Raw genomic sequence first — 11,690 nt, 5'->3', positions numbered from 1 at the left:
TGCCCTGCCGACCGGCAGGGCAGCGGGGCGGCGGCCGTCGGGCGGCACGCTCAGATCGGGAGCCACTGTTTGACCAGGGACTCGTTGTCGCCGATCCAGGTCTCCACCGTGGCGGATTTGTGGTCCGCGCCGCCGGCCTCCTGGATCGCGGCCTCCAGGCCCTGCAGCTGATCCGGTGTCACCCGGAAGTTCTGCAGCCACTCCAGGGCTTCGTTGTCGCCCCGGCCGTGGAACTTCCGGGAGACGACCGTATGGATCTTGTCGGGGTCGCCGAAGGCGTCGGCCGGGTCGTCGAGGTAGCGGATGTCGTACTTGGAGAACGCCCAGTGCGGGCGCCACATGCCCACCAGGACGGGGCGCCGCTCGGCGTAGGCGCTGTCCAGGGCCTGCAGCATCGTGCCGGTGTCCTTGGCCTTCTGGCGGTACTTGCCGGTCAGGCCGTACTCCGGGATCACCGACTTGTCGACGGTCCTGGTCAGACCGGCGGTCGGCTCGATGCCGACGATCGTGCCGTCGAAGAGGCCGGCGTGCTCCGGCAGATCGACCAGGGACTCGACCTCCTCCACGTAGTCCGGCACGGCAAGGCCCAGATCACCGGGCTCGTACCAGGGGCCGAGGTCCACCATCGAGCCGCCGTACTGCGCCCATTGTTCGGTGTGGGTGCTCGGCAGCCAGGCGTCCATGAAGACGTCGAACCGGCCCGAGGCCACCCCGCGGAACAGGTCGGGAACGGCGTCCTTCTGTACGGCCTCGACCCGGTAGCCCTTGGACTCGAGGAGCTGCTTCCACAGCTCGGTGACCGCGATGTCCTCGTCCCAGGCCACATAGCCGATCGTGATGGTCCCGCGGTCCTTCTTCGCCGCGGCCCTCGTCCGGCCCGGGGCCCGGTCGGTGCCGCAGGCGGACAGGGCGGCGGGCGCCAGCGCCCCCGCACCCAGGACTCCCAGGAACCGGCGTCGGTCCCATACGTGTGCACTGTCTCCCCCGCTGGACATTCCGTCAGCCTAGTGCCCTTCGGGATGGACGCACTAGTGTTCCCGAGTGTTCCCAACATCCGTACCAAGCGGGGAGTTTGGCGGGAACGGTCGAACGGAAAGGGGGAGGCCGGTGTGGTGACACCGACGAGAACGGGGGGCGGAGCGTCCGGACCGGATGCATCCGCGCATGTGCCCGCACCGATGGGGGTGCCTGCGCAGGCGGTTCCGGAGCAGAGACGGCGCCGGCGGGTGCGGGCGGCGTCATCGGCGGTCCTGGGGATCGTCGGGACGGGGTCCCCACCGGCCCGGCTGCGCCTTGCCGGGCTGGTCATCGCCTTGGCGACCGTGCTCTTCGGGGCGCTGCTGGCCACGGCGGTCCACGACCGCCAGACGGCGGCCGCGAACGTGGCCGAGCAGTCCGCGCCGCTGAGCGCGGACGCGGCGGAGATCTACCGCTCGCTCGCGGACGCTGACGCCACGGCGGCGGCGGGCTTCCTGCGGGGCATCGAGGAGTCCCACGCGGACCGCGTCACCTACGAGGCGAACATCCGCACCGCCTCCCGGCTGCTCGCCAAGGCGGCGGCCCGCACCGGTGACTCCTTCGCCGCACAGCGCCAGATCACCATCCTGAACAGGGAACTGCCCGGCTACACCGGCCTGGTGGAGTCGGCGCGCTCCGCCAACCGGGAGAACAAGCCGGTCGGCAACTCCTATCTGCGGTACGCCTCGGAGCAGATGCGCTCCACGATGCTCCCGGCGGCCGAGGACATGTACCACGCGGAGACCCGCCGGATGGCCGCGATCCGCGCCGACGCCGCCGAGCCGCCCTGGGCTGCCTACGGGGCCGGGCTGCTGGTCCTTGCGGTGATCGGCTTCTGCTCGTACCGGCTCTATCTGGCCACCAATCGGCTGCTCAACCTGGGCCTGGTGGCGGCGGCCGGTGCCGTGCTCGTCTCCCTGGTCTGGCTGACGGCGGGTCATGCCATGGCCCGCTCCTCGCTCGCGGACTCCGACACCCACGGCTCGGCCTCGGTGCAGCTGCTCACCCAGTCCCGGATCGCCGGTCTGAAGGCCCGCGGGAACGAGAACATGGCCCTGGTGGCGCGCGGTGAAGGTGCCGCGTACTCCCGGGAGTTCGACTACTGGGCCGGGGCCATGGACGACAAGGACAAGGGGCAGCGGCTGATGCAGCGCTCCGAGCAGCAGGCCGAGGACAAGGCCGGGCAGGTCCTGGTGGCGGACGCCTGGACGGAGCTGAAGGACTGGAAGAAGCTGCACGACCAAGCCCGCAAGCAGGACGACCTGGGCGACTACGACGCCGCCCTGGCCCGCACCATCGGCGGGAAGGCGGACGGCAAGACCGTCAAGGACACCACCGAGCGCCGCTTCGCCGCCATGGACCGCAAGCTGGCCGCTGCGGTGGAGCACGAGCAGCAGCAGTTCCAGGAGCAGGCCGAGAACGGGCGGAGCGCGCTCACCGGACTGCCCGTCGGCGGCGCGGTGTTGTGCCTGCTCGGCGTGGCCGGCACGGTCCTGGGCGTCGGCAAGCGGCTGGCGGAGTACCGGTGACCGCCGACGACCGCGGCCGGACGAGGGAGGAGACCGCAGTGGGGGACGTACGTGCAGGGTCCGGCAGTGCGCTACGCGGTGCCGCGCCGCGCGACCGGCGGCGCCACCTGGCCGGGGGATGGGCCGCGGTGTGGCTGGCCGCCGCCGCGCTGGTGGCGGTGCCCACGGTGAGCGGCGCCGCACCGCAGCAGGCGCCGACGGCGCCGCCACGGTCCGCGGGGCAGGCCGGGATACCGGGGCAGGCGCCACGGCAGCCGGCGGCCGCCGACGAGGACTGCAACACCCAGGTGAGCCCGGACCCGAAGAGCGGCAGCCAGACCGGAGCGGCCGTCAAGAAGATCAAGGACCGGGGCGAACTGATCGCCGGGGTGGCGCAGAACAGCAACCTGTGGAGCCACCGCGACGCCGAGGGCGACCTGGCGGGCTTCGACATCGATCTGGTCGAGCAGCTGGCCGACTCCCTGCTCGGTGACCGCGATGCGGTGGAGTTCCGTACGGTCCCGATCGACCGCCGCCAACAGGCCCTGGCGGAAGGCGAGGTGGATGTCCTGGTCCAGGCGATGCCGATCACCTGCCGGGCGCTCGAGGGCACCCCGGAGGAACCGCCGGTGGACTTCTCCAGCCCCTACTTCGAGACCGGGCAGCGCGTACTGGTCCCCAAGCACTCCGGCATCACCGGCTTCGACCGCACCCTGAAGGGCAAGACGGTGTGCACCGCCTACGGCTCCAGCGGCTATGAGCTGCTGAGCGGCGAGGGCCAGGAGAAGTACGGTGCATGGATGAGGGCACGGCCCAACGCCCTGGACTGCCTGATGCTGCTTCAACTCTCGCGCGTGGACGCCGTCCTGACCGACAGCGGGCTCGCCGCGGGCCAGGCCGCCCAGGAGGACGGCACCCGTCTGGTCGGTCCGCAGATCGGCAAGGACTCGTACGGAATCGCCGTCAAGGACGGCGCGGACGACCTGCTGCGCGTGGTCAACGCCACCCTGGAGAAGGCCGCCGACGGCGCCTGGCAGAAGAGCTACGACAAGTGGCTGAAGGACTGGCTGGGCCCGGCGGAGCCGCCGGCGCCGCAGTACGGGTGAGGACGGGGCGATATCGGTGTGACCTGCGGCGGCGGGGCCTCGACCGCGCGCAGCAGGCCGTCCGCTGCGTCTGCTGCGGCTACTGCGTCTACGCCCCGTTCCGGCTGTCGATCTCGGCGATCAGGGTCTCGATGCGGAGCTTGATCTCGTCGCGGATCCGGCGGACGGAGTCGCCGTCCTTGCCCGCCGGGTCGTCCAGGTCCCAGTCGAGGTACGTCCTGCCGGGGAAGACCGGGCAGGCGTCGCCGCAGCCCATGGTGATCACGTAGTCGGACGCCTGCACGGCCTCGGGGGTGAGGGACTTGGGCGCGGCGTCGGCGATGTCGATGCCCACCTGCCGCATTGCCTCGACGGCGGCTGGGTTGACCCGGTCGCCGGGGACGGAGCCGGCGGAGCGAACCTCGATGCGGTCGCCCGCGAGGTGGCGGAGGAAGCCGGCGGCCATCTGGGAGCGCCCGGCGTTGTGGACGCAGACGAAGAGCACGGAGGCGACGGGTGGGGAGGGCGTGCGATCCAGCTTCATGTGTGCCTCTGACAGGTCGGGTGGTGTCGGTCGTCAGTGGTGTGAAAGTATCAGTACATGCTGATGTCAGTCGATGCTGATCTGATCCGGGTCCTTGCCGACCCGCTCAGGCTGCAGATCGTGACCCTGCTCGCCCGCGAAACGCTGTGCACGACCCACCTCGTGGAGGAGACGGGAGCCCGGCAGACCAATCTCTCCAATCATCTGCGAGTGCTGCGTGAGGCCGGTGTCGTGGACACCGAGCCGTGCGGCCGCTTCACGTACTACCGGCTACGCCCCGAGGTCATGGACTCGCTCGCCGGCCGGTTCGCCGAGCTGGCCGAGAGCGCGCGTACCGCCGGCGGCAAGAAGCGGGCCTGCCCATGACCCGGACCGAGTCCCCCGCCGCGCTCCCGGCCGAGGAGCCCTCGGTCGTCGCGAAGCTGTCGACGCTCGACCGCTTCCTCGCCGTGTGGATCCTGCTCGCCATGGCCCTCGGCCTGGGTTTCGGCCGCCTGGTCCCCGGCATGGGCAAGGTGCTGGCCGAGGTGGAGGTCGGCGGCATCTCGCTGCCGATCGCGCTCGGTCTGCTCGTGATGATGTACCCGGTCCTCGCGAAGGTCCGCTACGACAGACTCGACGCCGTGACGGGCGACCGCAGGCTGATGGTCTCGTCGCTCGTCGTCAACTGGGCCGTGGGCCCGGCAGTGATGTTCGCGCTCGCCTGGATCTTCCTGCCGGACCTGCCCGAGTACCGCACCGGCCTGATCATCGTCGGCCTGGCCCGCTGCATCGCCATGGTGATCATCTGGAACGATCTGGCCTGCGGCGACCGCGAGGCGGCCGCGGTCCTCGTCGCCCTGAATTCGGTCTTCCAGGTCCTCGCCTTCGGTCTGCTCGGCTGGTTCTACCTCGATCTGCTGCCGCGGTGGCTCGGCCTCGGGGACGGCCAGGGCCTCGACGTACCGGTGTGGCACATCGCCCTCAATGTGATCGTTTTCCTCGGTGTCCCGCTCGCCGCCGGATTCCTCACCCGCCGCATCGGCGAGAGGAGGCTGGGACGTGAGCGGTACGAGTCCGACTTCCTGCCCAGGATCGGGCCTTGGGCGCTCTACGGCCTGCTGTTCACGATCGTCGTCCTCTTCGCCCTGCAGGGGGAGGCCGTCACCTCGCGGCCGCTCGACGTCGTACGGATCGCGCTCCCGCTGCTGGTCTACTTCGCGGTGATGTTCTTCGGCGCGTTCCTGCTGGGCGAGGCCATCGGCCTCACGTACGAACGCACCACGACCCTCGCGTTCACCGCGGCGGGCAACAACTTCGAGCTGGCCATCGCCGTCGCCGTCGCCACCTTCGGTGTCACCTCCGGCCAGGCCCTGTCGGGCGTCGTCGGCCCGCTCATCGAGGTCCCGGTCCTGATCGGCCTTGTGTACGTGGCGCTGGCCCGGCGTCGCGGGGAGGGGATCAGGTAGTCGCTCCGAACAGGTCGGCCAGCATCCCGGCGGCGTTCTCCGGCGCGCGTACGGTCAGCCGGAGGGTGTCGGGGGCCAGGTGCAGCGTGAAGTCGAAGAACGCGCAGCAGCCCTGCTCGGCCGCGGCAAGTGCCGCGAGATGTCCGGCGAGTTCGGCGTCGGGCGGGAAGGACAACCGCAGCCCGTCGTCGATCTCCTCGCGGCCGTCGGCCCTGCCGACGAGCGCGCGCCACTGCTCGATGCGCTCGCCCAGCTCGGCGCCGCCGAGCGTGCAGGCGACGGGGGCGTCCCGCCATGGCTCGGCAGCCGGCTCCGGTGCCGGGCGGGTCGGTGAGAGCGGCGCCCGCACCGGGCCGGCCGCCGGGGCGCCGGAGGCGGTGCAGCCGCAGTCCGGTCCGCAGGCGCCCTCGGGCGCGGGGCCCGACAGTGAGGCGTGGACGGCGGCCAAGTGGGCGGAGAAAGCGCGCAGTTCGGCGCCCCGGGCCTCGGCGTCCCGGATCCGGTCGGCGATCAGCGGCAGCATCCGGGCCCGGACCGAGGCGCACGCGCCGTCCTGCCGGGTGTCCAGGAGGCCGCGGATCTCCTCGAGCGCCAGGCCGAGCAGTTTGGCCGAGGCGATGAACTCCAGCCGCTGCACGGCGTCCTCGCCGTATCTGCGGTACCCGGACGCGGTCCGCCCGGCCGGCAGCAGCCCGGCGCTCTCGTAGTAGCGCAGCGTGGTGGCCGGAAGGCCGGACCTCTCGGCCAGCTGCGAGATGCGGTACGTGGTCATGTCGCCGACCGTAGACCTTCCACCCGACTCGAAGGTCAAGCCGCTGGGCCGGGCGGTACGCCGGCGCCGGCCGTACTCATGCGGCGGGCCGCAGCGCCAGGAGCCGGCCCATCGCCGCGACGACGGACGGCTCGACGCGGTAGTAGACCCAGGTGCCGCGTCGCTCGGAGGTCAGCAGGCCGGCGTCCTTCAGCTTCTTCAGATGGTGGGAGACCGTCGGCTGCGAGACCCCGACATCGGAGATGTCGCAGACGCAGGCCTCGCCGCCCTCGTACGAGGCGACCAGGGAGAACAGCCGCAGCCGCACCGGGTCGCCGAGCGCCTTGAACATACGGGCCGCGGTCTCCGCCTCCTGCGCGGAGAACGGCCGCTCGGTCAGCGGCGGGCAGCAGGGTGCGGCGGCCTGGCCGGCGGGGTCGAGCAGCGGGAGTACCTTCGTGTTCGACATGCGTCTATGTTGACATATGTCGAAGCAGGGGCGGGAGGTCGTTGCCGAGCTCGAGGGGGGTGCTTCCGCGTGCGTGTGGGAGGTCAGTTCCGCGCGAGGCCCGCCGCGAGGTGGCGGGCGATCCTGGCCGCGTCCCGGCCCACCCCGCGCAGAGAGTTCGACGACAGGCTGCGCTGCCACTCGAGGCCTACGAACGCGAGCCCCGGTACGGATGTGGAGAGCCCCTCGCGGTGGCGCGGGTGTCCGTCGGGGGTCAGCGCGCCCGGAAGCCCGGTGAGGAACGGCAGGTCGGGGCGGTAGCCGGTGGCAAGCAGGAGTACGTCGACCTCCTCCCGCGCTCCGTCCGTCCAGCTGATCTCCGCGCCGTCGACGGCCGTGAACAGCTCCCGCTGGTCCGGGCTGCCGCGCTCGATGGCGGCGCGGTACCGGCCGTCGTCGATGACGAGCTGGGTGGGCGGTGTCCGCAGGAAGCGCCCGGCGGGCGCGATGTCGATGCCGGTGCGCCTGAGCCAGAAGTGCAGATCGCGACCGAGTATGCGCTGCCGGGCGAACGAGACGGGCCTGCGGGCGGCGAGGGTGACGCGCGAAGTGCCGGCGGCGGCGAGCTCGGTGGCGATCTGTACGGCCGAGTTGCCCGAACCCACCACGACGACCCGCCCCCGGCCTCCCGCCGCGGGGACTTCCGTCCCGGCGAGGGCCTGCGGAGAGCGGTAGTCGGCCGAGTGCAGCACGGTGCCGGTGAAGGTGTCCAGGCCGGCCAGGTCCGGGCGGTACGGACGTCCGAACGTCCCCGACGCCGCCACCACGGCCCGCGCCGTCAGCCGCTCGCCGCCGGCGCATTCGACCTCGAAGCCGCCGGGGCTGCGCCGGACGGCGGAGACGCGGCGCCCCGTGCGGATCTCGGCGTCCAACTGCCCGGCGTAGGCGGTGAGATAGGCGACCACCTCGTCCCGGTGCGGGTGGCGGTCCGGGTCGCCTCCGGGGAACGGCATCCCGGGCAGCGCGCTGTACCGGGCCGGCGAGAACAGGGTGAGGCTGTCGTAGTAGCGCGGCCACGATCCGGCGGTGGTCCGCGCGGCCTCGACGACGACGGTCGTCAGTCCGTGCTGCCGCAGAGCCCGAGTGGTGGCCAGGCCGGACTGGCCCGCCCCGATCACCACGACGTCGACGCGCTGCATGAGACTCCTCGCATCTTGTTTCGATGTATGTCTATGTTGACGTCCATCGAAGCAGGTGCGATCCTGGCGCACAAGTCATCGACAGTTGTCGAAGCAAGCAAGGAGTCGCCGTGAACGCCGTGAATGCGTCCGCCACCGCCGAGCTGCCCGTCGTCGTGATCGGGGCCGGCCCCGTCGGGCTGGCCGCTGCTGTCCATCTCGTGGGGCAGGGGATCGAGCCGCTCGTCCTGGAAGCCGGGGCCCGGGCCGGGGCGGCCGTGCGGGAGTGGGCGCATGTGCGGCTCTTCTCCACCTGGGGCGAGGTCGTCGACCCGGCCGCCGAGAAGCTGCTCGCCCCCACGGGCTGGGTGCGGCCCGACCCCGCGGCGTATCCCTCCGGCGGCGACTGGGCGGAGCGGTACCTGCAGCCGCTCGCCGACGCGCTCGGCGAACGGGTCCGTACGGGCGCGACCGTCACCGGCGTCTCACGCTCCGGCCGCGACCGGATCGTCGACGCGGACCGCGCGGCCCAGCCCTTCGTCGTGCATGTCACCCACGCCGACGGCCGCGAGGAGCGCCTCACCGCCCGCGCCGTCATCGACGCCTCCGGGACCTGGGCCACCCCCTCCCCGGCGGGCGCCGACGGCCTGCCCGCCCTCGGCGAGCGTGCCGCGTCCGATCGGATCACCTACCGGGTTCCGGACCTCGACGACCCTTCCGTACGCGCCCGTTACGCGGGCCGGCGCACCGCCGTCATCGGGGCCGGCGCCTCCGCCTTCACCGCCCTCGCGCAGCTCGCCCACCTCGCCGAGTCCGACGGCGGCACGGGTACGCGGAGCGTGTGGATCCTGCGGCGCGGACTCAGTGGCTCCACCTTCGGCGGCGGCGAGAGCGACCAGCTCCCGGCCCGTGGCGCTCTCGGCCTCGCGGCAAAGGCCGCGGTCGACGACGGCCATGCCGAGGCCGTCACCGGCTTCCGCACCGAGGCCGTCGAGCGCGACGGCGACGGCCGTCCGGTCCTGGTCGCCGAGGACGGCCGCCGCGTCGACGCGATCGACGAGCTGATCGTGCTGACCGGCTTCCGCCCCGACCTGACCTTCCTGTCCGAGGTCCGCCTCGACCTGGACGTACGCCTCCAGGCGCCGGTCGAACTCGCCCCGCTCATCGACCCCAACCAGCACTCCTGCGGCACCGTGTACCCGCACGGCCACCGCGAGCTGTCCCACCCCGAGCAGGGCATCCACCTGGCGGGCATGAAGTCCTACGGACGCGCCCCGACCTTCCTCGCCATGACCGGGTACGAACAGGTCCGCTCGATCGCCGCCGCCATCGCCGGCGACACGGACGCCGCGGACCGCGTCGAACTCACCCTCCCCGAGACGGGGGTGTGCGGCGGCTCGGGCCTCTTCGACAGCGCCGCCCCGGAATCGGACGAGGCCACGGCGGGCGGATGCTGCGCCCCGACACCGGAGTTGATCCAACTCGGGGCGACCGCTGCTGTCCGGGAGTCCGCATCCGGAGGATCCGGAGGATCCGGAGAGGGCGCCTGCTAGTCGTCGTACACGCCGTCAGTCGTCGTACACGCCGTCACCGTCGACGGCGGCGGCGTGGACGACGAGAGGACTCGAGTAGTCCACGCCGGTGTCGATCGTGCCGTCGCCGTCGCCTGCCGTGGCCGCACCGGTTCCCCCTGCCACCGCTCCGGTCGCAAGCAGTGCCACCGCGACGGTGCGTGCCGCCGTCGTCCTGATCGTCATCTCGTCCCCCGTCGAATCGTGGATGTCTCCCCAGCCGTACGGGCCGGCCATGGAGGGGCGCCAGGCCCTTCGGCCGGACTCGAAACACTGCGTACGTGTCACGGGAGAGGGGCGGGCTCAGCGCCCCGTGCTGCCGTCGATGAGTTCGCGCAGGATGTCCGCGTGGCCCGCGTGCCGGCCGGTCTCCTCGATCAGGTGCGTGAGCGCCCAGCGCGCACTCGGTGCCGGGCGGCTGTCGAGTCCGTCGCGGGGGACCGGTGCGCCGAGGTCGGTGCATGTGTCGAGGACCCGGTTCGCGCGGTCGACGGTGGTCCGGTAGCGGGCGACGACATCGGCGACGCTGTCCTGCGACTCGGCCGTGAACGTCGCCTGCCAGTCGGTGACTTGCTCGCCCAGGAAGGTGGCGGACTCGACGGCGGTCAGATGGTTGAGGAGGCCGAGCAGATTCGTGCCGGAGGGCACCGCCGGCGTCCGGGCCGCGGGGTCCGCGGCGCCGGCGACCTTCGCGGCGACCGAGTCGCGCAGATAGTCGAGGAACCCGCGCAGGACGTCCGCCTCGCTGCTCGCGGTACGAGGTGGCGGAGTGTCCCTGCGGCGGCGTGCGGTGGTCATGGCGTACTCCCTCGTGCTTCCTCGGACTTCCTCGTGCTCCCTCGTGTTCTTGCCGCCAGCTTCGGGCACGGCGGAGGACGGGGCACGGAATCGTGCCGTTTCGGCAAAAGGGTGGGGAGCCGGAGCTCGTCGGGCGTCGGGGCGTGCCGCGATGAGTTCGCCGTGGGGCGCGAGTCTTTTCTGTACGAGGCGCGCCGCGCGAGCGCGAGCCACGAGACAACGCGGAGGACACCATGACGACCACCCCGGACGACGCCCCCGAGGCCAGGACCGGCCGACCGCCCGTCGTCGACCTCGCCACCTGGCAGGCGGCCCGTGACGAGCTGCTCGTCCGGGAGAAGGCGCACACCCGTGAGGGCGACGCCATCGCGGCGGCCCGCCGCAGGCTGCCGATGGTGGAGTTCGACGGGACGGTGGAAGTCGTCGGGGCGGACGGGCCGGTCCCGTTCCTCGACCTGTTCCAGGGGCGCGACGAGCTCGTGCTCTACAAGCACATGTGGTACGACGGCGCTCCGCATCAGGGGCAGTGCGAGGGCTGCACCACCACCGTCTGGCACATGAAGGACGCGGTGTACCTCAACGCGCGCGGCGTCTCGTACGCCGTGGTGACCACGGGTGCGTGGCCCGAAGTGGCCTCGTACGTCGACTTCATGGGCTATACGCAGCCCTGGTACTCGGTGCGAGGTCTGGACGAGCCGGTCGGTGGGGCGATGGGGTACGTCAGCTGCTTCCTGCGGGACGGTGACCGGGTGTTCCTCACGTACTCCACGACGGGGCGCGGCACCGAGCCGGTGAACGGGTCGCTCGCGCTGCTCGACCGCACGCCGTACGGCCGGGGCGAGGCGTGGGAGGACAAGCCCGAGGGATGGCCGGTGATCGGGGACATCGGGTCGGTCGGTGAAGGGGAGCCCGAGCTGCGGGGTGACCCGTGCTGGTACTGGCGGACGGATGCGTCCGGGGTTGCGACGTGGGGCCGGACCAGCCGGCCGGTGCCGCAGTGGACTCGGCCGGGGGCCGGGCCCGTTGAGTCCCTCGGCCGGAGCGGGCCGCACAGCTGAGGGTTGTTGGCTTCTGCCCGCTGCTGGTCGCTTCTCCACGCATCGGCCTGGCGGCCTCGTCCTCGAACTCCCCCAGACTTCGTCCGGGGGGACCCCCAGGACGGACTGATGCGGCCCGACCCCTTGACGCGCGCCCTCACGACGCGCACAGTACCTGACTAATGCGCATCACTAATGCGCATTACTGAAGGAGGGACAGTCGTGAGCGAACCCAGGAAGCGGGCCCGGCCCGGCCGCGCGCCTGCGCCCGCGGGGCGGACCGGGCGGCCGCGGCAGGCGGAGGT

Annotated in this window: 13 protein-coding genes; 6 read left to right on the top strand and 7 right to left on the bottom strand. The window is 72.1% G+C overall.

The features are described 5' to 3' along the window. Window positions 1-50 precede the first annotated feature (50 nt). Window positions 51-995 (bottom strand): glycine betaine ABC transporter substrate-binding protein, encoded by a 945-nt coding sequence (locus DY218_RS27545; RefSeq protein WP_128558858.1) that lies wholly within the window; start codon window positions 993-995, stop codon window positions 51-53. Between the two features lie 327 nt (window positions 996-1,322). Between DY218_RS27545 and DY218_RS27540 the strand changes: the two genes are divergently transcribed. Both DY218_RS27540 and DY218_RS27535 read left to right on the top strand, forming a co-directional pair. Beyond that, window positions 1,323-2,546 carry a hypothetical protein gene (locus DY218_RS27540; protein ID WP_233521927.1) on the top strand — a complete coding sequence of 408 codons (1,224 nt, stop codon included), beginning with the start codon at window positions 1,323-1,325 and terminating at the stop codon, window positions 2,544-2,546. A 38-nt stretch (window positions 2,547-2,584) separates the two neighbouring features. Beyond that, window positions 2,585-3,631: a transporter substrate-binding domain-containing protein gene (locus tag DY218_RS27535; protein WP_128558857.1), complete on the top strand. Its 1,047-nt coding sequence runs from the start codon at window positions 2,585-2,587 to the stop codon at window positions 3,629-3,631. 88 nt (window positions 3,632-3,719) lie between these two features. Here DY218_RS27535 and DY218_RS27530 read toward each other — a convergent pair whose 3' ends face one another. Continuing rightward, window positions 3,720-4,154 carry an arsenate reductase ArsC gene (locus DY218_RS27530; protein ID WP_128558856.1) on the bottom strand — a complete coding sequence of 145 codons (435 nt, stop codon included), beginning with the start codon at window positions 4,152-4,154 and terminating at the stop codon, window positions 3,720-3,722. Window positions 4,155-4,211: 57 nt separating this feature from the next. Here DY218_RS27530 and DY218_RS27525 point away from each other — a divergent pair, with 57 nt between their 5' ends. Next, window positions 4,212-4,520, top strand: coding sequence for an ArsR/SmtB family transcription factor (locus tag DY218_RS27525; protein WP_128558855.1), 309 nt, complete (start codon window positions 4,212-4,214; stop codon window positions 4,518-4,520). After that, window positions 4,517-5,602, top strand: a complete 1,086-nt coding sequence (gene arsB, locus DY218_RS27520) for an ACR3 family arsenite efflux transporter (protein ID WP_128558854.1) — start codon at window positions 4,517-4,519, stop codon at window positions 5,600-5,602. Before DY218_RS27525 ends, arsB begins: the two co-directional genes overlap by 4 nt. On the opposite strand, the gene DY218_RS27515 is transcribed toward arsB, so the two are convergent. From DY218_RS27515 to DY218_RS27505, 3 genes are all read right to left on the bottom strand, one after another. Then, window positions 5,595-6,374 (bottom strand): MerR family transcriptional regulator, encoded by a 780-nt coding sequence (locus DY218_RS27515; RefSeq protein WP_128558853.1) that lies wholly within the window; start codon window positions 6,372-6,374, stop codon window positions 5,595-5,597. The two genes, arsB and DY218_RS27515, sit on opposite strands and share 8 nt — an antisense overlap. Before the next feature lie 76 nt (window positions 6,375-6,450). After that, the gene (locus tag DY218_RS27510; RefSeq protein ID WP_128558852.1) at window positions 6,451-6,822 is read right to left on the bottom strand and encodes an ArsR/SmtB family transcription factor; all 372 of its coding nucleotides are present in this window, start codon (window positions 6,820-6,822) and stop codon (window positions 6,451-6,453) included. An 83-nt stretch (window positions 6,823-6,905) separates the two neighbouring features. Further along, complete coding sequence (locus DY218_RS27505; RefSeq protein WP_128558851.1) at window positions 6,906-8,000, bottom strand: flavin-containing monooxygenase; 1,095 nt, start codon at window positions 7,998-8,000, stop codon at window positions 6,906-6,908. A gap of 119 nt (window positions 8,001-8,119) precedes the next feature. Between DY218_RS27505 and DY218_RS27500 the strand changes: the two genes are divergently transcribed. Further along, window positions 8,120-9,532, top strand: a complete 1,413-nt coding sequence (locus tag DY218_RS27500; protein ID WP_128558859.1) for an NAD(P)-binding domain-containing protein — start codon at window positions 8,120-8,122, stop codon at window positions 9,530-9,532. A gap of 15 nt (window positions 9,533-9,547) precedes the next feature. Here the strand turns inward: DY218_RS27500 and DY218_RS27495 are convergent, their stop codons facing one another. After that, window positions 9,548-9,787, bottom strand: coding sequence for a hypothetical protein (locus DY218_RS27495; protein WP_128558850.1), 240 nt, complete (start codon window positions 9,785-9,787; stop codon window positions 9,548-9,550). A gap of 66 nt (window positions 9,788-9,853) precedes the next feature. Beyond that, window positions 9,854-10,348: a DinB family protein gene (locus DY218_RS27490; protein ID WP_128558849.1), complete on the bottom strand. Its 495-nt coding sequence runs from the start codon at window positions 10,346-10,348 to the stop codon at window positions 9,854-9,856. A 233-nt stretch (window positions 10,349-10,581) separates the two neighbouring features. Here DY218_RS27490 and DY218_RS27485 point away from each other — a divergent pair, with 233 nt between their 5' ends. After that, complete coding sequence (locus DY218_RS27485) at window positions 10,582-11,406, top strand: DUF899 domain-containing protein (RefSeq protein ID WP_128558848.1); 825 nt, start codon at window positions 10,582-10,584, stop codon at window positions 11,404-11,406. The last annotated feature ends 284 nt before the right edge of the window (window positions 11,407-11,690 follow it).

Origin of the sequence: Streptomyces triticagri, from assembly GCF_003429565.1 — a bacterium.
Classification (GTDB): Bacteria; Actinomycetota; Actinomycetes; order Streptomycetales; family Streptomycetaceae; genus Streptomyces; species Streptomyces triticagri.
Note: the sequence above shows the minus strand (reverse complement) of the source record. Positions and strands in the feature narration are given on the sequence as shown.

Coding starts and splice junctions, on each gene's coding strand:
- DY218_RS27545 (WP_128558858.1), bottom strand. CDS start 995: ATGTCCAGCGGGGGAGACAGTGCACACGTATGGGACCGACGCCGGTTC.
- DY218_RS27530 (WP_128558856.1), bottom strand. CDS start 4,154: ATGAAGCTGGATCGCACGCCCTCCCCACCCGTCGCCTCCGTGCTCTTC.
- DY218_RS27525 (WP_128558855.1), top strand. CDS start 4,212: ATGCTGATGTCAGTCGATGCTGATCTGATCCGGGTCCTTGCCGACCCG.
- arsB (WP_128558854.1), top strand. CDS start 4,517: ATGACCCGGACCGAGTCCCCCGCCGCGCTCCCGGCCGAGGAGCCCTCG.
- DY218_RS27515 (WP_128558853.1), bottom strand. CDS start 6,374: ATGACCACGTACCGCATCTCGCAGCTGGCCGAGAGGTCCGGCCTTCCG.
- DY218_RS27510 (WP_128558852.1), bottom strand. CDS start 6,822: ATGTCGAACACGAAGGTACTCCCGCTGCTCGACCCCGCCGGCCAGGCC.
- DY218_RS27505 (WP_128558851.1), bottom strand. CDS start 8,000: ATGCAGCGCGTCGACGTCGTGGTGATCGGGGCGGGCCAGTCCGGCCTG.
- DY218_RS27495 (WP_128558850.1), bottom strand. CDS start 9,787: ATGGCCGGCCCGTACGGCTGGGGAGACATCCACGATTCGACGGGGGAC.
- DY218_RS27490 (WP_128558849.1), bottom strand. CDS start 10,348: ATGACCACCGCACGCCGCCGCAGGGACACTCCGCCACCTCGTACCGCG.
- DY218_RS27485 (WP_128558848.1), top strand. CDS start 10,582: ATGACGACCACCCCGGACGACGCCCCCGAGGCCAGGACCGGCCGACCG.